The 22,267-nt window shown below is 62.9% G+C and carries 30 protein-coding genes; 24 read left to right on the top strand and 6 right to left on the bottom strand.

The annotated features are described in order from the left end of the window. The first annotated feature begins 242 nt into the window (after positions 1-242). A complete protein-coding gene (locus WC704_RS11210) occupies positions 243-2,135 on the top strand; it encodes a methyl-accepting chemotaxis protein (protein WP_372890005.1) in 1,893 nt (630 codons plus the stop codon). 87 nt (positions 2,136-2,222) lie between these two features. Here the strand turns inward: WC704_RS11210 and flaF are convergent, their stop codons facing one another. Beyond that, positions 2,223-2,582: a flagellar biosynthesis regulator FlaF gene (gene flaF, locus WC704_RS11205; protein WP_372890004.1), complete on the bottom strand. Its 360-nt coding sequence runs from the start codon at positions 2,580-2,582 to the stop codon at positions 2,223-2,225. Between the two features lie 155 nt (positions 2,583-2,737). Here flaF and motA point away from each other — a divergent pair, with 155 nt between their 5' ends. From motA to WC704_RS11140, 13 genes are read left to right on the top strand one after another with little or no spacing between them, the layout of a single operon-like run. Then, positions 2,738-3,622, top strand: a complete 885-nt coding sequence (motA, locus tag WC704_RS11200; protein ID WP_372890003.1) for a flagellar motor stator protein MotA — start codon at positions 2,738-2,740, stop codon at positions 3,620-3,622. Then, positions 3,597-3,923 (top strand): STAS domain-containing protein, encoded by a 327-nt coding sequence (locus WC704_RS11195; protein ID WP_372890002.1) that lies wholly within the window; start codon positions 3,597-3,599, stop codon positions 3,921-3,923. The genes motA and WC704_RS11195 overlap by 26 nt, the downstream gene beginning before the upstream one ends. After that, the gene (locus tag WC704_RS11190; protein ID WP_033963654.1) at positions 3,920-4,285 is read left to right on the top strand and encodes a response regulator; all 366 of its coding nucleotides are present in this window, start codon (positions 3,920-3,922) and stop codon (positions 4,283-4,285) included. Before WC704_RS11195 ends, WC704_RS11190 begins: the two co-directional genes overlap by 4 nt. Next, positions 4,282-6,453 carry a chemotaxis protein CheA gene (locus tag WC704_RS11185; RefSeq protein WP_372890001.1) on the top strand — a complete coding sequence of 724 codons (2,172 nt, stop codon included), beginning with the start codon at positions 4,282-4,284 and terminating at the stop codon, positions 6,451-6,453. The genes WC704_RS11190 and WC704_RS11185 overlap by 4 nt, the downstream gene beginning before the upstream one ends. Further along, positions 6,450-6,956, top strand: a complete 507-nt coding sequence (locus WC704_RS11180; protein ID WP_372890000.1) for a chemotaxis protein CheW — start codon at positions 6,450-6,452, stop codon at positions 6,954-6,956. The genes WC704_RS11185 and WC704_RS11180 overlap by 4 nt, the downstream gene beginning before the upstream one ends. Next, positions 6,953-7,837 (top strand): protein-glutamate O-methyltransferase CheR, encoded by an 885-nt coding sequence (locus WC704_RS11175; protein ID WP_372889999.1) that lies wholly within the window; start codon positions 6,953-6,955, stop codon positions 7,835-7,837. Before WC704_RS11180 ends, WC704_RS11175 begins: the two co-directional genes overlap by 4 nt. Continuing rightward, entirely contained in the window at positions 7,834-8,874 is a 1,041-nt protein-coding gene (locus WC704_RS11170) for a chemotaxis response regulator protein-glutamate methylesterase (RefSeq protein ID WP_372889998.1), read from the top strand. Before WC704_RS11175 ends, WC704_RS11170 begins: the two co-directional genes overlap by 4 nt. Then, the gene (locus tag WC704_RS11165; protein ID WP_372889997.1) at positions 8,874-9,263 is read left to right on the top strand and encodes a response regulator; all 390 of its coding nucleotides are present in this window, start codon (positions 8,874-8,876) and stop codon (positions 9,261-9,263) included. Before WC704_RS11170 ends, WC704_RS11165 begins: the two co-directional genes overlap by 1 nt. Before the next feature lie 4 nt (positions 9,264-9,267). After that, complete coding sequence (locus WC704_RS11160; RefSeq protein WP_372889996.1) at positions 9,268-9,795, top strand: chemotaxis protein CheD; 528 nt, start codon at positions 9,268-9,270, stop codon at positions 9,793-9,795. Then, the gene (locus WC704_RS11155; RefSeq protein ID WP_372889995.1) at positions 9,795-10,127 is read left to right on the top strand and encodes a hypothetical protein; all 333 of its coding nucleotides are present in this window, start codon (positions 9,795-9,797) and stop codon (positions 10,125-10,127) included. Before WC704_RS11160 ends, WC704_RS11155 begins: the two co-directional genes overlap by 1 nt. 1 nt (position 10,128) lies before the next feature. Beyond that, positions 10,129-10,959 (top strand): flagellar motor protein MotB, encoded by an 831-nt coding sequence (locus tag WC704_RS11150; protein WP_372889994.1) that lies wholly within the window; start codon positions 10,129-10,131, stop codon positions 10,957-10,959. 13 nt (positions 10,960-10,972) lie between these two features. Beyond that, on the top strand, positions 10,973-11,425 hold the full coding sequence (locus WC704_RS11145) for a hypothetical protein (protein WP_372889993.1): 453 nt from the start codon (positions 10,973-10,975) through the stop codon (positions 11,423-11,425). 52 nt (positions 11,426-11,477) lie between these two features. Next, positions 11,478-12,119 (top strand): PilZ domain-containing protein, encoded by a 642-nt coding sequence (locus tag WC704_RS11140; protein WP_372889992.1) that lies wholly within the window; start codon positions 11,478-11,480, stop codon positions 12,117-12,119. A 44-nt stretch (positions 12,120-12,163) separates the two neighbouring features. On the opposite strand, the gene fliP is transcribed toward WC704_RS11140, so the two are convergent. The 3 genes from fliP to WC704_RS11125 are packed head-to-tail and all read right to left on the bottom strand — an operon-like array spanning position 12,164 to position 13,660. Beyond that, complete coding sequence (gene fliP / locus WC704_RS11135; protein WP_372889991.1) at positions 12,164-12,898, bottom strand: flagellar type III secretion system pore protein FliP; 735 nt, start codon at positions 12,896-12,898, stop codon at positions 12,164-12,166. Further along, positions 12,891-13,424, bottom strand: a complete 534-nt coding sequence (locus tag WC704_RS11130; RefSeq protein ID WP_372889990.1) for a flagellar biosynthetic protein FliO — start codon at positions 13,422-13,424, stop codon at positions 12,891-12,893. The genes fliP and WC704_RS11130 overlap by 8 nt, the downstream gene beginning before the upstream one ends. After that, positions 13,424-13,660, bottom strand: coding sequence for a FliM/FliN family flagellar motor switch protein (locus tag WC704_RS11125; protein WP_372889989.1), 237 nt, complete (start codon positions 13,658-13,660; stop codon positions 13,424-13,426). The genes WC704_RS11130 and WC704_RS11125 overlap by 1 nt, the downstream gene beginning before the upstream one ends. Before the next feature lie 112 nt (positions 13,661-13,772). On the opposite strand from WC704_RS11125, the gene flgC reads away from it, so the two are divergent. From flgC to flhB, 5 genes are read left to right on the top strand one after another with little or no spacing between them, the layout of a single operon-like run. Next, positions 13,773-14,180 (top strand): flagellar basal body rod protein FlgC, encoded by a 408-nt coding sequence (gene flgC / locus WC704_RS11120; RefSeq protein WP_372889988.1) that lies wholly within the window; start codon positions 13,773-13,775, stop codon positions 14,178-14,180. A gap of 12 nt (positions 14,181-14,192) precedes the next feature. Then, a complete protein-coding gene (locus WC704_RS11115; protein WP_372889987.1) occupies positions 14,193-14,516 on the top strand; it encodes a flagellar hook-basal body complex protein FliE in 324 nt (107 codons plus the stop codon). A gap of 11 nt (positions 14,517-14,527) precedes the next feature. After that, positions 14,528-14,791, top strand: coding sequence for a flagellar biosynthetic protein FliQ (locus WC704_RS11110; RefSeq protein WP_372889986.1), 264 nt, complete (start codon positions 14,528-14,530; stop codon positions 14,789-14,791). A 3-nt stretch (positions 14,792-14,794) separates the two neighbouring features. Continuing rightward, positions 14,795-15,580 (top strand): flagellar biosynthetic protein FliR, encoded by a 786-nt coding sequence (gene fliR / locus WC704_RS11105; protein ID WP_372889985.1) that lies wholly within the window; start codon positions 14,795-14,797, stop codon positions 15,578-15,580. Between the two features lie 3 nt (positions 15,581-15,583). Continuing rightward, positions 15,584-16,648 (top strand): flagellar biosynthesis protein FlhB, encoded by a 1,065-nt coding sequence (gene flhB / locus WC704_RS11100; RefSeq protein ID WP_372889984.1) that lies wholly within the window; start codon positions 15,584-15,586, stop codon positions 16,646-16,648. Between the two features lie 64 nt (positions 16,649-16,712). Here the strand turns inward: flhB and WC704_RS11095 are convergent, their stop codons facing one another. Further along, positions 16,713-17,162 carry a flagellar assembly protein FliX gene (locus WC704_RS11095; RefSeq protein ID WP_372889983.1) on the bottom strand — a complete coding sequence of 150 codons (450 nt, stop codon included), beginning with the start codon at positions 17,160-17,162 and terminating at the stop codon, positions 16,713-16,715. A gap of 20 nt (positions 17,163-17,182) precedes the next feature. On the opposite strand from WC704_RS11095, the gene WC704_RS11090 reads away from it, so the two are divergent. From WC704_RS11090 to WC704_RS11070, 5 genes are all read left to right on the top strand, one after another. Beyond that, positions 17,183-18,319 (top strand): flagellar basal body P-ring protein FlgI, encoded by a 1,137-nt coding sequence (locus WC704_RS11090; protein ID WP_372889982.1) that lies wholly within the window; start codon positions 17,183-17,185, stop codon positions 18,317-18,319. Beyond that, complete coding sequence (locus WC704_RS11085) at positions 18,316-18,627, top strand: rod-binding protein (protein ID WP_372889981.1); 312 nt, start codon at positions 18,316-18,318, stop codon at positions 18,625-18,627. The genes WC704_RS11090 and WC704_RS11085 overlap by 4 nt, the downstream gene beginning before the upstream one ends. Further along, positions 18,617-19,039 carry a flagellar protein FlgN gene (locus WC704_RS11080; RefSeq protein ID WP_372889980.1) on the top strand — a complete coding sequence of 141 codons (423 nt, stop codon included), beginning with the start codon at positions 18,617-18,619 and terminating at the stop codon, positions 19,037-19,039. The genes WC704_RS11085 and WC704_RS11080 overlap by 11 nt, the downstream gene beginning before the upstream one ends. 304 nt (positions 19,040-19,343) lie before the next feature. Then, the gene (locus WC704_RS11075; RefSeq protein ID WP_372889979.1) at positions 19,344-20,645 is read left to right on the top strand and encodes a sensor histidine kinase; all 1,302 of its coding nucleotides are present in this window, start codon (positions 19,344-19,346) and stop codon (positions 20,643-20,645) included. Positions 20,646-20,721: 76 nt separating this feature from the next. Beyond that, a complete protein-coding gene (locus WC704_RS11070; protein WP_372889978.1) occupies positions 20,722-21,930 on the top strand; it encodes a histidine-type phosphatase in 1,209 nt (402 codons plus the stop codon). 6 nt (positions 21,931-21,936) lie between these two features. Here WC704_RS11070 and WC704_RS11065 read toward each other — a convergent pair whose 3' ends face one another. After that, a complete protein-coding gene (locus WC704_RS11065; protein WP_372889977.1) occupies positions 21,937-22,236 on the bottom strand; it encodes a chorismate mutase in 300 nt (99 codons plus the stop codon). Between the last annotated feature and the right edge of the window lie 31 nt (positions 22,237-22,267).

Raw genomic sequence — 22,267 nt, 5'->3', positions numbered from 1 at the left:
CGCGCGAGGACTGCGGTGTTGCGCTCCAGATCATGGCGAACTCCGCTATAATAAAGATGGGGCGCCGCGCGAGAAACCGCGCAACCGTCCAAATCATCCCGCCAACGTGCTCGATCGGCGGAGCGCAAGAGCAACGCTTACCGAAGCAGCTTCGTATGCTCCGATAAGTTTAGCGCAAATCATCCTATAATTAGATCAACACAAACAATTACCCTTGTCCACGCTCACTCCAGGAGAGCCCGATGCGCTTTCTCGACAATATGAAAATCGCCCCTAAAATAATGTCTTTGCTCGTTTTTCTCGGCGTGATCACCGGGACGATTGCGTATCTCGGCATATCGTCGCTATCGCGCGCCGATGCGGCCTATTCGGATCTTATCGCGAGTGATTTGCCCGTCCCGACATTGCTCGCCCGCATGGTTCGCCGCGCGAACGAAATGGATCTGATTGCGTACCAGGCTATGGCCTATGATGCGTCGACGCAGATGGCGCAGAGCGCACCTGCGCGACAGGAGGCATCCTACAAATCCGCGCTCGATCTGCTCAAACAGGCCAATGAAAAACTTCCCAAATACTCGGCCGAATTTACGCAGTTCGCGCAGCGTATCACCACGCTCCATACCTTGACTGAGCAGGCTGCCAAATTGGGTGCAGCGAACCGCAATGACGAAGCCAAGGCAGTACTGGTCCAGGTCGACGCAATGCTCGAGCCATTGTCAAACGATACGGTGGCCTTCAACGATCGCATCATCGCCGAGGGCGACAAGCTGTCCGGCCAATTGAGCGCTGACGCGGCATCCACCGGCATGATGCTCACCATCGTCAGCCTTTTCGGCATCGCCGTCGGCATCGGCCTCAGCATCGTCGTCGCCCGCAAGGGCATCACCGGGCCGCTGCACAAGCTGCAAGGCACCATGAGCAGGCTCGCCAATGGCGACAATTCGGTCGATGTCCCTTGCGCCGTCCGCAAGGACGAAGTTGGCGACATGGCCAAAGTCGTCCTCATTTTCCGCGACAACGCAGTAAAGCTTGAAGAAGCCCAGGCCGCAAAGGCAAAGGATGACGAGACGCAGCATATGGTCGTTGCCACCGTCGGTGAAAATCTCGGCGCGCTGGCCAATGGCGATCTGACCGCCTCGATCGATGTCGACTTTCCTGGCAATTATGCCGAACTGAAGACAAACTTCAATGCCGCCACCTCGGCATTGCGCAACCTGATCGGCGGCGTGGTGGAAAGCACCTCGGCGATCGGCACTGGCTCGACCGAAATCGCGCAGGCATCGGAAGATCTTGCGCGCCGGACCGAAGGCAATGCTGCCAGCCTGGAAGAAACCTCGGCCGCGATCAGCCAGATCGATGGTCGCCTGAAAGCCAGTGCCGATGCCGCCGGACGCACCGTTGCCCGTGCCGACGGCGCGATTGCCACGGTCTCGGGCGGTCGCGAAATTGCCGACGAAGCGGTGCAGGCAATGGGCCGCGTGTCGGAAAGCGCCAAGGGCATCGACAGCGTCATCGAAGGCCTCGACAAGATCGCGTTCCAGACGCGCGTTCTTGCCATGAACGCGGCAGTGGAAGCGGGCCGTGCAGGTGATGCCGGTCGCGGCTTCGCCGTCGTCGCCGATCTCGTCTCCGCGCTGGCAATGCGCGCCGAGGAAGAAGCCAAGCGCGCCCGCGACCAGTTGACCGTTACGCAAAGCGAAATCCTGTCCGCCGTCGGTGCGGTGCAGAAGGTCGATGGCGCATTGGTCAACATCGCCGGCGACGTTGGAGAGGTTCACAAACTGCTGGGCGACATGGCCGCCGACAACCAGGCGCAATCCGCCGCGATCACGCAGATCAGTGCCGCCGTCGGCAGCATGGACCGCGCAACGCAGCAAAACGCCGCAATGGTTGAACAAACCTCGGCAGCCGCGCGCAACCTGACGACCGAGGTCGGCTCGCTGTCGCAGCAGGCGGCACGGTTCGACATTGGCGGAAATGCCGTGCGTCCGGTGGCGAAACCCGCCGCCAAGCCGCGCGCCGCAGCGCCCGCCCGCAAGGAAAAGGCGCCCGCCTATACCTCGCCAGTAAAGGCGCTTGCTTCGCCGGCAAAGGCCCTCGAAACTGTGAACGGAGAGGATTGGGCGAGCTTCTGAGCCCTTTCCCATCCCAACAAAAAGGGGGCGCCGCAGGTTATCTGCGGCGCCCCTTTTTGCTGTCCTGGCGAGACGGTAACGGCGGGTTCAGTTCACCAGTGCGGGCGCGCGCAGGCCCTCCATGATCGTGCGGTTCAAATCGATCAACGCCTCGATCTTCTCGCGCCCCATCATCACTTCGGTGGTGAAGCGATCGACAAACAGCGCCAGCGAAATGATCTGTGCGCGCAGTGCCTCGGGCAACCCGTTGCCGGGCGTGGCGCAATCGCTGGCAAAGGCGCACCACATCTCGCGGTTGCGATGCAGCGGCTGGATCAAGGCGCCGCCGGTCAACTGCGCGGCCTGCGCATCCATCAATTCCCCAGTGATCTGGCTGAGCAGACGCGCTTCGGCGGCGCGCGGCGTTTCGGCGCGGCTCCTGGCGCTTTGATAGGCATGCAGTGACATGAAATCTCCTCTTACGGTTCTGTTATCATTCTAGGCGGTTGCGCGACGTCATCTTCGCCGGATTGCAGATTTAGTATCGTTCCCACCCCTAACCGCGCGCGTTCATCCTATAATCAAAGGGTCACCAACCCTTCATTGCGGACGCGTTATCCATCATGCTCAACGGCATCGGCTTCCTAGTGATCCTCGGCTGCGTGTTCGGGAGCTTCCTGCTCTCGGGCGGCAAGCTGGAGGTCGTGCTGGAGGCACTGCCGCACGAACTGATGGCCATCATGGGTGCGGCGATCGGCTCGTTCATCGTCGCCAATTCGTTCGGCACGACCAAGAAGGCGATGGGCGGCTTGCTGCGCGCGTTCAAGGGCGAGCGCTGGAAGTCGAGCGACTATCGCGATCTTCTGACCATGATGTTCGGCCTGCTCACCACCTTCAAAAAAGGTGGCGCGACCGGGATCGAACCGCATCTGGATACGCCGTCGGAGAGCAAGCTGTTCTCGCCATACCCCCGGCTGCTCAAGGACCATCACCTGATCGAATTCATCTGCGACTATCTGCGCATGATGACGGTCAATTTCGAGGACCCGAACCAGCTTGAATCGGCGATGGAAGCCGATATCGACAAGCACCACCACGAGGAACTGGCCCCGCAGCACGCGCTGCAGATCATGACCGACGGCCTGCCCGCAATCGGCATCGTTGCTGCCGTGCTCGGCGTCATCAAGACGATGGGCTCGATCGACCAGCCGGTCGAAGTGCTCGGCGCGATGATCGGCGGCGCGCTGGTCGGCACCTTCCTCGGTGTGTTGCTGTCTTACTGCATCGTCGGCCCGCTCGCATCGAAACTGCTCGAGGTGATCGAAGCCGATTCCAAACCCTTCCTGGTCGCGAAATCCGCGATCGTTGCCTATGCGCAGCACGTGCCCGTCCAGGTCGCGGTGGAAATTGCCCGACGCATGGCACCCTCGGTCCATGCCCCCACCTTCCAGCAGCTCGAAGCCGCACTCGACGAGGCGAAAAATGAACTCAATGCTACCCCCGCTTGAATCCGCAAACCCATCGCCGGTGATCCACTTGCCGCCCCACGCGACAACGGTAACCGCCGAGGATCTGCACGTCCGGCTGGTGCTGGCGGCCGACGATGGCGCGACGACGATCGACGCATCGGCCAGCGAAAGCATCGGCCAGGCGGCGCTCCAGGTGTTGCTGGCCGCGCGCATCGAAGCGCGCGACGCCGGACAGGAGTTTCACATCATCGACCCCAGCCCCGCCTTCCTCGAACGGATCGAGAAGTGCGGCCTTGCCGACGCGATCGGCCTCACCAAAACCATCGGAGACCAGGCGTGAGCAAATTGATCCTGACCGTCGATGATTCTGCCAGCATGCGTATGCTGCTGAAGGCATCGTTGACCGCACAAGGCTATCGTATCGAAAGTGCCAATGACGGCGAGCACGGGCTTGAGCGGATGCGCGAAGTCCAGCCCGACCTGCTCATTACCGACATCAACATGCCGAAGATGGACGGGTTCGAATTGATGGAGGCGGTGCGCGCAGAACCCGCCTTCCGCGGCACCCCGATCCTCGTGCTGTCGACCGAATTTTCGGACGAGAAGAAAATGCGCGCACGCGAGGCTGGTGCCACCGGCTGGATCACCAAACCGTTTGATCCGGCAAAACTGGGAGCCGCCATCCGGCGGGTGTGCTCATGAGCGACGAAATGGACGAGATCCAGGACATCTTCTTCGAAGAATGTGCTGAAGGACTGGCGGTCGCCGAACAGGGACTGTCGGCCATGCGCGCGGGCGATCTATCGTCGGAAACCATCGCCGGTGTGTTCCGCGCGGTGCATTCGATCAAGGGCGGTGCCGGAGCCTTCGGCCACACGGCCCTCACGGCGTTTGCCCATCGTTTCGAAAACGTCATGGACGAAGTGCGCGCCGGTCGCATCCCCGCCACGCCTGGCGTCACCGATGTCATGCTGTCGGCGTTCGACATCCTGACCGACCATGTTGCCGCCGCGCGCGGCACCGCACCCTTGCCGCAGGACGCAGCCGTCCTCGCCGCACTGGAAAATGTGCTGGAAACAAAAGGTGCCGGCATCGAGGGAAGCTCGACCGCCGCCGCTGCACCGCCAACCGAGGCCGCAGCTCCAGATCCGGCACCCGAGCCGGAATCGGGCGAGACGGAGGAAGACGAGTTCGGCTTCCGCCCGGTCGGGGTTGCGCTCGACATATTCGATGCGCCCGAGGAACCGGTCGTGCCCGACTGGACGATCGAGTTCGCACCGTCGCGCGCTGCACTGGCCAATGGTGGTGAACCGCTGTTGCTGGTGCGCGAAGTGGAAGCGTTGGGTGGAACGATCGTCAATGTCGATCTGTCGAACCTGCCCGCCTTGCGCGATCTCGAACCCGAGCAGAGCTATATCCGCTGGACGCTGAGCGTACCCGCGTCCGTCGAGGAATCGACGCTGGCCGATTGTTTCGATTTCGTTGCCCCGGATTCGGTCATCAGCATCGCCCGCGCAGCGGACGCCGTCGCCCCCGCAGCCACTGCGGACGAGCCGGTGGCGACTGAAGAGGCCCCCGTGGAAGCGGTGTCCGAACCATCGGCACCGATCCTCACGCTGGTCTCCTCCGCAGCAGCGACGACGCCTTCGCCCATCGCGGCGCAGGTGGAACGCGGCCCCGAGCCAACCGCCCAGACGATCCGCGTCGATCTCATCAAGCTCGATTTGCTGCTCAATCTGGTCGGCGAACTCGTCATCCGCAACTCGATCCTCGCCGATCGACTGACCCCGGCCGACCAGCAACGCGTCGAGCTGCCCGAGCTGGCGCGCCTTACGCGCCAGATTCAGGACAACGTCATGTCGCTGCGCGCGCAGCCGATCCGGCAGGCGTTCAGCCGCGTACCACGCATGTTGCGCGATCTCTCGGCCGAAACCGGCAAGCGGGTCGTCCTGGAGACGATCGGTGAAACGACCGAAGTCGACAAGGGCGTGATCGAGAAGATCGGCGATCCGCTGACGCACATGATCCGCAATGCGATCGACCACGGCATCGAGCTGCCCGCCGAACGCCTCGCCAAGGGCAAGCCGGCTGAAGGCACGATCCGGTTGTCGGCGGAGCAGAAAGGCGCACGCATCTTCGTTCGTGTCGCCGATGACGGCCGCGGGATCGACCGCGTCCGCGTCCGCGCCAAGGCGATCGAAAAGGGCATCATCCAGGCCGACGCGCAACTGACCGATGAAGAAATCGATCAGTTGATCTGCGCCCCCGGCTTCTCCACTGCCGAAACGATCTCGAACATCTCGGGCCGCGGCGTGGGTATGGACGTGGTGCGCTCGAACGTCGAAGCACTCGGTGGCCGGGTCGAAATCGACTCGACCCCTGGCGCAGGCACGACCTTCACGATGATCCTGCCACTTACACTGGCGATCCTCGACGGGATGATCGTGCGGCTGGCCGGGCAACGCTATGTCCTGCCGCTGGCGAACGTGATCGAAACCGTCCAGCCGGCCCCAGGCCAGGTCAAGCGCACCAGCCCGACCAACGAAGTGATCGACATGCGTGGCCAGTATCTGCCGGTCAAGCGCGCCACCGACATCTTCGACCTGCCCGGCAGCAATCGAAGCGTGGAAGATTCGCTGGTGGTGATCGTCGAAAGCGAAAGCGCCGGCCATGTCGGCCTGATCGTCGATACGATCGATGACCGCCGCGAGGTCGTCATCAAGAGCCTCGACCAGAACCTCTACCCGATCCGCGGGCTGGGTGGCGCGACCATCCTGGGTGACGGATCGATCGCCCTCATTCTCGATATCGAGGCTTTGGTCGCCTCGAACAGTTTCAACCGCTTCACTCCAAAAGGAATCGCAGCATGAGCTCGCTCGACCACGGCACCGCCAACAAACAAGCCGACCGTAAAATCGTCACCTTCTCGCTCGGCCACCAAACTTTCGGGATCGACATGCACTCGCTGATCGAAATCCGCGAGTGGGAAGAACCCACCCCGCTGCCGACCGTTCCTTCCTTCATCAAGGGCGTCACCAACCTGCGCGGGAACGTCGTTCCCGTCATCGGCCTCGCCGAACGACTGGGCTGGGAACCGAGCAAGATCCATGCGCGGAGCTGCGTGCTGGTGGTCTCGATCGGCGACAAGCAGGCCGGTTTCCTGGTTGATGAGGTGAGCGACATCGTCTCGATCGGCGATCAGGAAATCCAGCCGGCCCCGGACGTCGAAATCGGCGAGCCGAGCGTCATCCTGGGCCTGGTCCGGGTTGAATCGCGCACGATGGAAGCACGCGGCGACGATGCCGGGCAAATGATCCTCTTGCTCGATCTCGATGGCCTTTCGCTCACCCGACATCTGGATCTCGCAGCGTGAGCCCCGCCGGGGGCGCCGCCGCCGCGCCCGCCGGCGGTACGACCATCACGAACGCGGAACTGACACCGTCGGATTTCGCGGCGATCGCGGCGATCATGCAGAGCGATGCGCGCATTGCGCTCAGCTCGGGTAAAATGACCCTTGTCCAGTCACGGTTGGCCAAGCGGCTTCGTCAGCACGGACTTGCCCATTTCCGCGATTATGTGGCGATGGTGCAGTCCGACGACGTGGAACGGGCGTCAATGGTGGTCGCGTTGACCACCAACCACACGCATTTCTTCCGCGAAGTTCACCATTTCGACCATTTCCGCAAGGTCGTCCTGCCCGCATTGAAGCAACGGGCTGCCAAGGGCCACCCGATCCGTATCTGGTCGGCGGGATGTTCGAGCGGGGAGGAAGTGTACAGCATCACGATGTGCCTGCTCGGGCCCGATCGGGCCTCGGCAAGCTGGCTGCGCCACGCCGATGTCCGGCTGCTCGCGACCGATCTGTCACCGCCCGTGGTCGAGGCGACCCGCCGCGCCGTGTACGACGCCGCGACCGTGCGGCCCATTCCCGCCGAGTATCGCTCGACATGGATGCGCCAGGACGGCGAGGATTATGTCATGGTCGACGAAGCGCGCGCACTCGTCACCGCCAAGGTGCTGAACCTGTTTCAACCGTGGCCGCTGCGCCAGCTCTATGACGTGATCTTCTGCCGCAACGTGATGATCTATTTCGACGAGATCGCGAAGGCCGAATTGGAAGAACGCTTCGTCGATCAACTGGCGCCGACGGGACATCTCTACATCGGCCACTCGGAACGTCTCATCGGGGCCTCGGCGACCCGGATGCGATCGAGCGGCCAGACCATCTATGCCAAAATCGAGGGCCAAGCATGAACCGCCGAGTCCGTACCCTGATTGTCGACGATAGCGCCACGATGCGCGCGACGCTGAAGATGATGCTGTCGGCCGACCCAGAAATTGAAGTCGTCGGCATGGCGCCCGAGCCATTTGCCGCGCGCGAGATGATCAAATCGCTCAATCCCGATGTCTTGACGCTCGATGTCGAGATGCCGGGCATGGACGGCCTGTCCTTCCTGGAACGGGTCATGCGCCTGCGGCCAATGCCGGTGGTGATGTGTTCGACGCTGACCGCGCACGGTGCCGAAGTCACGATCGAGGCGCTGCGCCTCGGTGCTGTCGACTATATCGCAAAGCCGAGCGGCAACCCCGAGGAAATCGCCCATGACGCCGCTTTGTTGTGCGAGAAGGTCAAGGCCGCTGCGCGCGCTTCGGTGCGGCCAGGGCCAACGCCAAATCTCACGCCCGCCAAAGGTGGCGGCGTCGGCAAGGGATCGATCATTGCGATCGGCTCGTCCACCGGTGGTGTCGAGGCGCTGTTCTCGGTGCTCAAGGCAATGCCCAAGGACAGCCCGCCGATTCTGGTCGTTCAACACATGCCCGCGGCCTTCACGCACAACTTTGCGGCGCGGCTCGACGGAGAATGCGCGGTTCGCGTTGTAGAAGCGATGGATAGCAGCCCGGTCGAGCAAGGAACCGTCTATATTGCTCCTGGGGGGAAGACGCATATGGAACTGGCAACAAACGGCGAACGCAGGATCAAGCTCCGCGCATCCGATCCGGTCAGTGGCCATCGCCCCTCGGTCGATACGCTGTTTCGCTCGCTTTGCCCCGTTGCATCCGGGTCGGTCGGGGTCATCCTGACCGGCATGGGATCGGACGGCGCGCAGGGCCTGCTCGAGTTGCGCCGCGCGGGTGCGCGCACGCTGGGGCAGAACCGGCAGACTTGCGTTGTTTACGGTATGCCGCGCGCGGCGATGGAAATCGGCGCGGTGATGGAAGAAATCAGCCTGTCTGCCATGCCCGAGGCGATCCTCGCGGCATGCCGGGCTAAGCCCCTGGGAATTGCGTGATGCCTGCGGCTGCACAGATCAAGGTTATGGTGGTCGACGACCAGACGAGTATGCGCGCGATGATCCGCCGCACGCTCCAGGATCTCGGCTTCAAGGATGTGCGCGACAAGGGCAGCGCATCCGAGGCGTTGAGCGCGGTCCGCAGCGACCGTGTCCATCTCATCATCTCCGATTACAACATGCCCGAAATGGATGGACTCCAGTTTCTGGAACAAGTCCGCGCCGACCCGGTGATCGGCAAGACCGTCTTCATCATGCTGACCGGCTCTTCGGACCGTGATCTGGTGCAGAAGGCGGCGGCGCTTGGCGTCAACAACTATGTCGTGAAACCGTTTGCCCCGGCTGCCCTCAAGGAAAAGATTGAGCGCGTCTTCGGCGCGTTGACCTGACGCCATGAGGAAAATCAACATCATCCAGGGCGAGCATTGCGTCGTATCCGAGCCAGACACGATGGTGACGACCCTGCTGGGCAGTTGCATCGCGGTCTGCCTGAACGACAGCGTTTCGCGGATCGGCGGCATGAATCACTTCCTGCTCGGCGAACCCGGTGTCGACGTAAAGCCGCGGCCCGACGAGATGCAGCGCTATGGCGTCCACGCGATGGAATTGCTGATCAACGGCATGATGGCGAAGGGAGCGTCGCGGGCGCGGCTGAAGGGCCATATCTATGGCGGTGCCAACATCATCGCCGGGCTGGGCTCGATCGGGTCGCAAAATGCCGAGTTCGCACGCCGCTTCCTCGAAACCGAAGGAATCGCGATCGGCCACATCGACGTTGGTGGCCGATCGGCCCGCAAGATTGAATTCTTGCCCTATCAGGGGTTGAGCCGCAGCACGAATGTTTCGGACGCCGTCCCCATCATCCGCACCCCCGCCCCTCTCATCGCGCCGCAGAGCGACGGCGAACTGGAGTTGTTTTGATGGTCTATCTTCCCTCGATCAAACCCCAGGATGGCTTGCCCGTGACCGGTTTCGATCCCTTTTCCAGCCTGTTGCACAGCGTGATGGCGGCCGAGATGCGCGAAATTCGCGAGCAGCTCGAGCGCCTTGCCGAAGTGCTGGTCGCCGACGAACATTTCGTGACGAGCTTTCTCGAACAGCTTCAAAGCTTCGATTACCTGATCCAGCACGCCGATGAATGCGCCAATCTTATGATCCGCATCGCGGCGGGCGAGAACTCGCTTGATGCGATCAAGCACGTCCGCCTGGGCGCGGTGCAGGAGCGGCTGCGCGTCGCGCTGATCGGAACCTGACATGGCGGCCAGAGGCGGCGGCGATCGCCCGATCATCATCAAGCGGGTCAAAAAGATTGCCGGCGGCCATCACGGCGGGGCGTGGAAAGTGGCCTATGCCGATTTCGTGACCGCGATGATGGCGTTCTTCATGTTGCTGTGGCTGTTGTCGAGCCCGGACAAGGCGAAGCTCAAGGGTCTCGCCGAATATTTCACGCCATCCCCCCCCAGCAGCGCGAGCGGCACGGGGCCGCAAGGTGGCGCACCGGGGTCGGGCGCAGGCAGCCGTTCGCAAGGCAAGACTTCAACCCAGATCGCAGCAGCAGGGCCCACGCGCGGCGGCACCGCGAACGTCCCCGATGCGTCGCAGCGCGTTGTCGCGACCGAACTGCAAATCGCGATCGACAGCGTGCCGCAGGCCAGCGACGGACAAAAGAACGTCACCTTGGCAGTGGCCCGCGATGGCCTGCGTATCACGCTGATGGACAATGATCGGCAGTCGATGTTTCGCGCCGGCACGGCGGAGCTCAACCCTTATGCGCGGGTGGTGCTCGGCAAGCTCGCCGAAAAACTCGCGCACTCCTCGGCCCAATTGGCGATCGAAGGCCATACCGATGGCACCGGCGGCCAAAGCGATGCAAACTGGCAGTTATCAGGCGCGCGCGCGCTCGCGGCACGATCGGCATTGATCGCCGCGGGCATGACGCCCGATCGTTTCGCCGAGATCGTCGCGCTGGGGGCCAGCCAGCCCGTCTATCCCGAACAACCCGACCGCCCGGAAAACCGGCGCATTACCGTCGTCGTGATGGGCCAGCAATCGGCGCTGCCAAGCGACGCCAGCTTCAAATTTTAAGGAGATCCGGTTCGTGAAACGCGTGCTCTCCCTGCTGGTACTGCTCATTCTCGGCGTCGCGATCGGCGGCGGGGCGGGCTATGGCGCGGTTGTGCTGTTCGCCAAACCCGGCGGCGGCGCACCCAAAGCTGCAGCAACACCCGTGGCGGAGCCGCCGCGCAGCTTCGTGTCCAGCACCAAAATCCTGGCACCATTGGTGTTTCCAGACGGGCGCCTGGCCGGATACGTCAATTTCGACGTGTCGCTCGAAGTATCGAGCGACAAGGCCGAGGCGGTAAGCTCGGAACTGCCATTGATGCTCCACGCGATCAACATGCGCACCTGGCGCACCCCGCTTGCGACCGGGCCCGATGGGCTATTGGCGAATATCGGCGGGTTTCGCGACGTGGTCCGCGCCGCTTCGACCGAGGCATTCGGCCCGGGCACGGTCAAGCGCATTGCAATAACGCGCGCAGAACCCGCCTGACGGGGCAATCATCCTATAAAAAGAGGAACCCTCTTTTCCACGAGAGACGATCATGGCCACTATCGAACATCACACACCGGCCGATTCCCCCGTCACTCCGCCGGACGGGCTTCGCCCGCGCGCGCAGCGAACCGTTACCACGCTGATTGCCGCCAAGCTGGAGCTCGCCCCAGGCAAGGAGGCGCTGTGCCGATTGCGCAACGTGTCGACCACCGGCATGTTGGTGGAAACGGGTCACCCACTCACCCGCGACGACACGGTGGTGATCGAGCTCCGATCGGGCGAACGCCTCCCGGCGACCGTGGTATGGACCGACGAAGGGCGGGTCGGCATCAAGCTAGACCACGAAATCGACGTGGCGAGCACCTTGCGACCGCAGGTGGTAAAGGCCAAGGGGCACGTTCCCGCCATTGGGCGAGCCCCGCGCTTCGTCGTCACCGCGCCGGGCCGGTTGAGCAGCCTCGGTCGCTCCTGCCCGGTCATGGTCGAAAACCTGTCGCAAAGCGGCGCACGGCTCACGCTGTCGAACGACATCCCGCTCGGCGCGCCCGTTACGCTCACGATCGCCGGCCTGTCGCCGCGCGCGTGTTCGGTGCGCTGGCGCAACGAGCTTCACGTCGGCGTGGCCTTTATCGATTTGATTTCTTATGCCGAGCTGTCGGCGTGGCTCGCAGGCGCAAGCCACAATAATTGAGCCCCGTCCCACCCCCTGCCTCAGCGGGGGTGGGAAAGCCCGGTTCAGGTCATACCGAAGCTCTTGACCAGCGACCCCGCGACCAGCGCCCAACCATCGACAAGCACGAAGAAGATGATCTTCATCGGCATGGCGATCGTCGGTGGGGGCAGCATCATCATGCCCATCGCCATCAACACCGCCGCCACCGCCAGATCGATGACGAGGAATGGCAGCAGCAGCAGGAAGCCGATCTCGAACGAACGGCGCAGTTCCGAAATCATGAAGGCCGGGGTCAACGTCGTCAGCGCGACATCCTTGCGCGCAGTCGGCTTGGCACGGGCCATGTCGATGAACAGCTTCAAATCGTCATCGCGCACCTGTTTCAGCATGAACTGCCGAAAGGGCTCCGCAGTCGCGGTGAAGGCTTGTTCCTCGGCAATCTTGCCGGCGGTGTAGGGCTTGATGCCCTGCTCCCACGCCTTCTCGAAGGTCGGGGCCATCACGAAGAAGGACAGGAACATCGCTAGGCTGATAATCACCGGATTGGGCGGCACGCCCTGCGCGCCGATGCCGGTGCGCAGCAAGGACAGCGCGACGACGATCCGGGTAAAGCTGGTGACGGTCATCAAAATGCCCGGCGCAAGGCTCAGCACCGTCAGCATCAGCACGAGTTGAATCGCCCGTCCCGACAGCGAGCCGCCACCGGTGCCGGGCAAACCCAAGGCCGATTGGGCGTGCGCCACGGCCGGCATCAGCAGCGCAGCGGCAGCGACCGTGAAAAGGACAGACTTACGCAACGACGTTCGCCTTATGATGTTCAGCCAGATATTCGAGCAGTGCGCCTACAGAGCGCTGTGGCGCGGGCGGCGGGGCGGGCGGCGTCGCCAGGGATTTTGGTGCCGACGCCGATGAATCGCGGCGTGCCTGAAGATGGTCGAGCAACAGGGTGAAGGCCGTGCGCAAATCCGGTTCGGGCGTCGATGCGGCGGCGGGCACAGCATCGACCGGCGCAGCGGCCACGGCGGCTGGCGTGGCCTCGGCGGTGACCGGAGCCTCCGTCGGCTGGATGCCGCTTTCGACCACCATTTGCCCGTCGGGGCCGATCAGGATCAGATGCTCGCATCCGTCGCGCCGGATCAGTGCGAGCGAGCGCTTGCCATCCAGCGTTACGCGCTCGACCAGTTCCAGGCGCCGCCCGCGACCAAGCGTAACACGCCCGGGCAATGCGATATTGTAGCGCCGCACCACCCACAGCGCACCGCCCAGCAGACCGAGCACGACCCCCAGTGCGCCCATCGTGCGCAGCAGCGACAGCGCGTCCATCAGTTGCGGCTCTTGCGGGTAATTTCGGTTATTTCCAGCGACATTTCCTCGCTGTTGACCAGGATCCGGCCCTTGGCGATCAGCTCGTCATTGACGAACACCAGGGTGGGATCGTCCTGCCCGCAATCGAGCGGGATCATCGCGCCACGGCTCATTTGCAGGATCTGGCGGATCTGCACCTGGGCCGAACCCAGGACGATCGACAGCTCGACTTCGATATCTTCGAGGATGGACAATGCACGGCTCCTTTCCCCGAGTTATAGGATTATTTTTCCGCATCGACGGCCGCGCTAGGCAATAATTGCCTATGAAGGAGGGGTGACGGCACCAGGCCGGTGGAGCGACTTCATGGATCTCAAAACATCGTTGGCAGTTTCGGCATCGGGTTTGCGCGCGCAGTCGCTGCGGATGCGCGTGATCGCGGAAAACCTTGCCAACCAGGATTCGGTTGCGCGGACGGCGGGGGGCGATCCCTATCGCCGTCGCGTCGTCAGCTTTCAGGCCGAGGTCGACCGGGCCAGCGGCGGCACCGCAGTCAAGGTTTCGGGGATCGAGTCCGACAAGACCGCCTTCACCAAAGTGTATCAGCCCGGCAGCCCGGCTGCCGATGCGCAAGGCTATGTCCTGAAACCCAACGTCAATCCGCTGCTCGAGGCTGCGGACATGAAGGACGCGCAGCGCTCCTATGAAGCCGACCTCAACGCCATCGAAGCGGCCAAGAACCTGACGATGCGCACCATCGATTTGCTGAAATAAGGAAGAGCGACAATGTCCATCGGATCTCTCGACGCAGCCTCGGCTTACGGTCGCACGCTTGGCCTTGGCAATCCGCTCAAGTCCGGCGGCGTCAAGGAAACCGCACCCGGCGCATCGGCGGGCGGCTTTGGCGGCATGGTCGAGGCGATGATTTCCGACACCTCGACGCAACTGCGCGCCGCCGAAACCGCATCGGCCAAACAAGTCGCGGGCAAGGGTGACTTGATCGATGTGGTGACCGCAATCGGATCGGCCGAAACCGCGCTCGACACGATGGTCGCGGTGCGTGATCGCGTCGTGAACGCTTATTCCGACATCATGCGTATGCAGATCTGAGGCAGCAGCAGATGAACGCGCTCGCCGCGATGGAGCTTGCCCGCGCCGCCCTGATCCTGGTGATGACGATCGTCGGCCCGCTGCTGATTACATCGTTGATTATCGGCGTCGCGATCGGCCTGTTGCAGGCGCTGACCCAGATCCAGGAAATGACGCTGACCTTCGTTCCCAAGATCATCGCGATGGGCGTGGTGATGCTGTTGTGCCTGCCGATGATCGGCGGGGCCATGTCCGATTTCATGGCGCGGATCAGCAGCATGATTATCGCGGGCTGAAAATTGCCGACCGCCCTCACCCCGCCATCGTTCGACCTGTCGCATATCGATGTGCAGGCAACCGCATTCCTCATCCTGTTCGCGCGCGTGGGCACGGTGTTGATGTTGCTGCCGGTCTTTTCGGAGGATGCGGTGCCGGGGCGGATTCGGTTGCTGATCGCGCTTGGCATGAGCATCGGCCTGTGGGGCGTGCTTGCACCGCTGATGCGCACGGCGGCGGCGGCAGGCGGGGCATTGCCCGCCATAGTGCTCGCCGAACTCATCACCGGCCTCACCATCGGCGCGCTGGTCAAGATCGTGTTCAGCGCGGTTTCGATGGCGGGGTCGATCATCAGTTCGCAAATCGGCCTGTCATCGGCGTTGCTCTACGATGCCTCACAGGGTGGCCAGGCAGCATTGCTGTCGAAATTCGTCACGGTCGCCGCCGCCGTGGTGTGCCTGTCGCTGCATGTCCACCACCTCTGGATCGGCGCGATCATCGAATCCTACCGCTCCTTCCCGATCGGCGGCATCCCGCCGGCGCATGATTTTCTGCGCGCCGCGCTCGATGCGGTGGGGCGAGCGATGACCTTGGGGATCGGGCTGTCGGCACCGTTGCTGGTCTATGGCATCGTGTTCAACGTGGCGCTTGGCCTGTCGACGCGGATTGCCCCTGCGATCCAGCTCTTCTTCATCGTCCAGCCGCTCAACATCCTGCTGGGGCTGGCGGTGATGGCGATGACGTTGGGCGGGTTGCTGACCGGTTTTGCCCAGGCAATGGCCACGTATATGCAGACAAGCTGGAACTAGGTCGTGGCCGACAACGACCAGAAAACTTTCGATCCCACCGAAAAGAAGCTGGCGGACGCGCGCGCCAAGGGCGACATCCCCTCGTCCCCCGAAATGAAGCACGCCGCGATGTTCGCCGCCGCCATCGTGGTGGTTGGCGGCATGGGCACTTATACGGTGCAACAGCTCGGCGTTATCTTCGTGCGCCTGTGGGGCGGCGCGGACGACTATCTCTTCACCCCCCAGGGAGCAGAGAATTTTGCGATCGGGCTCCTCGGCGCGGTCGGCATGGCAGTGGCACCATTACTAAGCGTGTTGTTCGCGTTCGCGCTGCTCGGCGGTGTTTTGCAGGGGCGGCCGAGCTTCGCGCTTGCCCGGCTCAAGCCGCAATGGTCGAAGCTCAACCCGTTTTCGGGGCTTGGCCGCATGTTCGGCCCGCGCGCGCTGATCGAATTCGGCAAGACGCTCGCCAAGATGACCGGCGTCATCGTCATCGCAACCAATGTGATCTGGCCCAAGATCATCGGGCTCGACCAGTTGGTCGGCGCCGATCCCGCCGCGATCACTGCGGCGGCGCTTGGTGTCGTGCTTGCCATGATAAAGGCGGTGGCGATTCTGGTCGCCGCGCTCGCCATCTTCGATTTCGTCTATCAGCGCTGGTCCTTCACCAATCGCATGAAAATGTCGCTGCAGGAAATCAAGGACGAGCATAAGGCGCAGGATGGCGACCCGCTAATCAAGGGCAAGATCCGCCAGATGCAGATGCAGCGCGCGCGCAGCCGGATGATGGCGGCGGTGCCCGATGCCAGCGTAATCATAACCAACCCGACCCATTATGCCGTCGCGCTGAAATACGATCATGGTGCGATGGCCGCGCCGGTCGTCGTCGCCAAGGGCGTCGATGCGATCGCGCTGAAAATCCGCGAAGTCGCCACCGCGCACGGCGTACCGATCGTCGAGAATGTGCCGCTCGCCCGTGCGCTCTACGCCAGCGCCGAACTGGAACGCCCGATCCCGACCGAACATTATGCGGCGGTCGCGGAAATCATCAGCTATGTCTTGCGGCTCGCGCGCGGGCAGCAGCGCTGACGCCAGCGTGGTTTCCCTCGGGTTGACCGCGCCCGGGTCGCCCGAATGGCATCCTCGCCCTGCCTTACACTTCGATATCGTGCTTCGCCAGTTCGACGCGGACGCGCACGTCGATGTCGTGGAAAATCTGCGCCAACACCGGGTCCTCGGGTTGCTCGGTCGTCTGGGCCCACTCGACGATTTCGCGCAGCCGCGCGGGTGCCGACACACCGATCAGCAATTCCTGGTGCAGCCGTTCGAGCATGTCGAGCCCGCGGCTGGCATCGCGCGCGATCCGGCGGCGGCGTTCGACCGGGGCTTCGTTCATGGCCAGCGTGACCAGCATTTCCACGCTCGGCATCGCGGGTGCGGCCGGCGGCGGGGTCGGTGCCAGCACGGTATGGGGATGCACATCGGGCGCGGTGAATTGCGCCGCCGCCTTGGGCAGCGCGCCCAACAGCAGGTTGCGCATCACCGGCACTGTCAGGGCATCGATCCGCACCGAAACTTCAACCTCCAGACCGTCATCGGCCATACCTATCCTATAAGAGATTCATGAGATCTTTTCCACGAATTTCCCGCATAATCCAACATGCCATGCGCGTGATGGTGGCGATCATGCTGGTCGGTGGCGCAGCCGCGCCCGGCGTGGCGCGCACGCGGATCAAGGACATCGTCAACGTCCAGAATGTGCGGCCAAACCAACTGGTCGGATATGGCCTGGTTGTCGGGCTCGCCGGAACAGGCGACCGGATGCGCAATTCGCCCTTCACCGAGGAATCGATGCAGGCAATGCTCGAGCGAATGGGCGTGAACATCCGCGGGTCGGACATGAAGACGCAGAATGTCGCTGCGGTCTCGATCACCGCATCGATGCCGCCCTTTTCACGCGCGGGATCGACCATCGACGTGCAGGTCGCCGCGCTTGGCGACGCCACCAGCCTGCAAGGGGGCACCTTGATCGCGTCTTCGCTGCGCGCGCTCGACGGTGAAATCTACGCAGTGGCGCAAGGGCCGCTGGCAGTATCCGGCTTCAAGGCGCAGGGTGCCGCCGCCAGCATCAGTCGCGGTGTTTCTACCTCGGCGCGGATCGCGGGCGGCGCGATCGTCGAACGCGAGGTGCCGTTCACGCTGCGCAGCGCGACCAGCCTTAAACTCGCGCTGAAAAATCCCGATTTCACCACCGCGCAACGCATCGTAACGGCCATTAACGACCGATTTTCGGGCGCCGCCGAAATGCTCGACCCCGCCACCGTCGAGATCGCGGCGCGTGGTGCCTTTCAGGGATCGGTGGTCGATCTCATGACGCAGATCGAAACCATCGACGTCGATGTCGATCAGCCTGCGCGCATCGTCATCAACGAAGCCTCGGGCACGGTGGTGATGGGGGCCGATGTGCGGATCAGCGCGGTTGCCATCGCGCAGGGCGGCCTGACGATCAGCGTGACCGAAAGCCCGCAAGTGTCACAACCCGCGCCGCTTTCGAACGGGCAGACCACCGTCGTCCCGCGTTCGCAAGTGTCGGTCAATGACGGTGGCGATGCGCATCTCGCGCTGATCGGCGGCGGGGCCTCGCTCAAGGCGCTGGTCAGCGGGCTGAATGCGCTCGGCGTCTCGCCGCGCGACCTGATTACCATTTTGCAGGCGGTGAAGAGCGCAGGCGCGCTTCAGGCCGATATCGAGGTTCAATGACGATCGCAGCCCCAACCCCTGGCACCACGCCCCCGGCCACCGGCCCCGCCCCCGCGAAGCCCGCCACGGCGGCGCAAAAGGAAACGGCGCAGTCGTTTGAGGCGGTGTTCCTCGGACAGATGACACAATTGATGTTCGAAAGCGTCCAGACCGGCGAATTTTCGGGCGGGCACGGCGAAGAGATGTTTCGCGGCGTGCTCGCTGAAAAGCTTGGCACCGCGATGGCGCAAAAAGGCGGCATCGGGCTGGCCCCGGTTGTCCTTACCCAAATTCTCAAAATGCAGGAAAATGCCGACAATGGCCGATGAATTGATCGATCTGGCGACCTCTTTGTCGCATTTGATGGAACAGGAAAGCGAAGCGCTGGCACTGAGCGGTCGGATGCCGGCCTTATCCGAACTGGTCGCGGCGAAGGTACGCCTGGTCGGACAAATTGAGGCCGAGGTGAGCAGGCGTCAACGGGAGACCCCCGATTGGGCCGATACCGCCACCGATGAACAGCGCGCCGAAATGGCGCTGGCCTTTGGGCATTTGCGCGATGCCTCGATCGTCAACGCGCAAATCCTGGAGCGGCAGATCGCCTTTTCAACCGAGTTGATGGGGGCAATCGCGGCGGAAGCGCAGCGCGTTACGGGCAAGCGCAGTTCAACCTATGGTGCAAGCGGCGGCATGACGCGGATCGAACTGCCTGCCCCAATCTCGATCAACGCTCGATTATAGCCGGTCCATTTCCTGCGGGGATTTTCGTCTTGCGAAGGGTCCGGTCGTTTCGTGCAGCTCCAATGGCCGTTACGACTCGCAACCTTCGCACCTTCCTTTGCATCTTCGTACGTCGTGCAAATTGCGATCTGGAGGTCCGACGCATTGTCCTTTGAAGCGTTACGGACCCGGATTTTTTCAACGTCCGTGGGCAAAAAGTGACGAAATTCACAAAATTCATACTATAAGACGATGGCAATAGGGGTTTGGTGGACTTTTTATTGTTATAAAACCGTGGCATCCCGATTGCAGAGAGGAAATATCGATGCGATCGAACGCCGCGTTACGGTTAAATGACAACGGTATCATTCCTTCGAATGATGACGGCAGCAGTCCCTATCTTGGGCTTTTGGCGGATTGTGCCGCCCAAATCCTATGCGCGACCGATACGGCATCGATGTTGAGCACGCTTTTTGCGTCCTTGCGCACCAAGCTGAACCTCAGCGTCTATTTTTTCTATCGTTATGATGGAACGACAGGTCTTTTCTTGGAAGAACATGGCGGGTTGACCCCATCGCAACGGGCCGCCGCCTGGCGTCTTTCCATCGAGGAAGGCCCGTGCGGCCTTGTGGCAAAAGATCGCGCTCCGCACGTTTTCAATCGCGTCCGTGGCTCCAAGGACACGCGCCTTGCTTATGCCCGTGCCATCGGGCTTGGCTCTTATGCGGTTTCCCCGCTGTTGCACGGCGAAACGTTGATTGGGACGCTTGGCTTTGGTCGCAAGGGCGGAATGCCCTTCAACACCAGCGAAGTGCAATTTCTTCGCGCGATCTGCAATTTCGTCGCCGTCGCCAAGAGCCGCCTGCGGACGGAAAAGGTATTGGCCGAGACAACATGTTCGCGCGACGCCCTGGCGATCGAGCATGTTCGCCTGGTCGATCGGGTCGCCGCCCTGTCGCGGCTGTCGCACGCGACTTCGGTCGCATCGACACTGGCGCACGAAATGACGCAGCCGTTGACCGCTGCTGCAAACTATATCGCCACCGCCGAAATTGCATTGGGCGGTACGGGGGGGACCGACATTCTTCGCCGCCTGGCGCTGGCGCGGACGCAAATCACGCGGTCTGCCCAGATCATCGCCAAGGCACGGCAACTGGTCGAAACCGGAACGGTGACAAGCGAACGGTCCTGCCTGTGTGAAATCCTGTCGGATGCACTCGAACTCGCGCTTGCGGGGAGTGACGGTGCCCCGCCCGCCATGATCTATGACGTCGACCCGAGCATCACCTATCTCGTTGTCGACCGCGTACAGATCACGCAGGTGATGACCAATTTGTTACGTAATGCGGCAACCGCATTGCAGGGGACCCAGGCGCCCACCATTACCGTATCGTGCCACCGTATCAGCAATGGCCTGATCGAGATTGGCGTGACCGACAACGGTCCGGGATTCGATCCTGCGGTGGACAGTACGCGCTTCGACCAGGCGGTGAAGTCGACCACCGGCGGCCTTGGCATCGGCCTGTCGGTGTGCAAATCGATCGTGGCGGCGCACGGCGGCACGATCCGCAACGCAAACCCGACGGATGGCGGTGCCGCGATATTCTTCACGCTGCCCGACGCATGACCGCCCAGCACGACTGACCCGCAGGGATTGCCATGCTGTCACATTTGTGCGGCATAGGTCCCCAGGGAGATGATCGATGCGCTTTTCAGGGACGGGGCGACTGTTGGCGGCGCTGGGAACCGCGTTGCTTGGGACGGCGGCGTTTGCCGACGCACCACTGAAGGTCGATCGCGTGGTGTTAATGATGCGCCACGGCATCCGCCCGCCCACAAAAGCGCAACCGATGCCACCGGGTGTTGCCACTGCCCCGTGGCCGACTTGGGACACCAAACCAGGCTGGCTGACCGATCATGGCGCGCGTGCGATTGTCGCGGTCGCCGATTTCGACCGGATCGGCTTCATCAACGCAGGATTGCTGCCGCGCACCGACTGTCCAACGCGCATCGCGCTGCTCGCCGATAGCGACCAACGCACGATCGCAACCGCAGCGAGTTACGCCAAAGGCCTGGCCCCCGGTTGCACCCTCGCGATCGAGCACCGTCCGCAGGACGAGCCTGATCCGTTGTTCAACCAGATCGACGATGGCCATGCACCGCTCGACCCCGCCCGCGCGACCGCCGCAGTCGATGCGGCAGTGGGCCCCGGCGGCATCGCCGCCCTCGAACGCCGGATGAAACCTTTGCTCGCGCGCCTCGACCGGGTCCTGTGCGGGCAGGCACGCACCGGCTGTGGCGTCGCACGCGAACCCAGCGCGATCACCCCCGCCACCGCCACATCGCGCCCCAAACTCGGCGGGGCGCTCGACCGCGCCTCGACCGCCGCCCAAATTCTGCTGCTCGAATATGCCGAGGGCAAACCAGCGAAGGAGGTCGGCTGGGGTCGCGCCACAGCCGCCGACATCACCGCCTTTGGGGCATTCCACGCCCTCGAATTCCGTTTGCTCGCGCAACCGCCCTATATCGCGGCGCACAATCTGGCTGGCCTGTCGCCACGTATCGCGGCGTGGTTGTCCGATGATGGTGCCACTGCTCCCAAAATCGCGATGATCGCGGGGCATGACACCAATGTCGCCAATCTCGCGGGTATATTGGGGCTGCATTGGCGTGTTCCCGGCATCGCGGTCGACGATCCCGTACCGGGCGGTGCGATCACGCTCGAACGGCTGAGCGATATGGCGGGTAACCACTATGTCCGCGCGGTTTATCGCGCCCAGTCGCTTGCCGAACTTCGCGCCGCGACCGCCAAAACGCCGTATCGGCAAGTGCTGCCGATCGCAGGTTGCAAGGCGCGCGGGGTTACCGGGCTCTGCACGCTGCCGGACTTTTTGGCCAAGCTGCGGCCATAACCCGGCTTAGCCGCGGACGCGCTCGTGGTGGCGAATCACCTCATCGATGATGAACCGCAGGAATTTCTCGCTGAAATCGGGATCGAGATTGGCGTCATGGGCAAGACCGCGCAACCGCGCGATTTGCGCCTCCTCGCGACCGGGGTCCGCCGGGGGAAGCCCGGCCTGCGCTTTATACCGCCCAACCGCCTGCGTCGTCTTGAACCGTTCTGCGAGCAGAAAAACGAGCGCGGCATCGATATTGTCGATGCTCTGGCGGTATCCGTTCAGCGTTTCGTCGGTCACCGTCTGCTCCTTGTCGCCCATCGACGCTCTTTTGCGTGCGCTTGCAGCCCGA

Origin of the sequence: Sphingomonas sp. (assembly GCF_041661885.1) — a bacterium.
Taxonomy (GTDB): Bacteria; Pseudomonadota; Alphaproteobacteria; order Sphingomonadales; family Sphingomonadaceae; genus Sphingomonas.
This window is presented reverse-complemented; position numbering and strand designations above follow the sequence as displayed.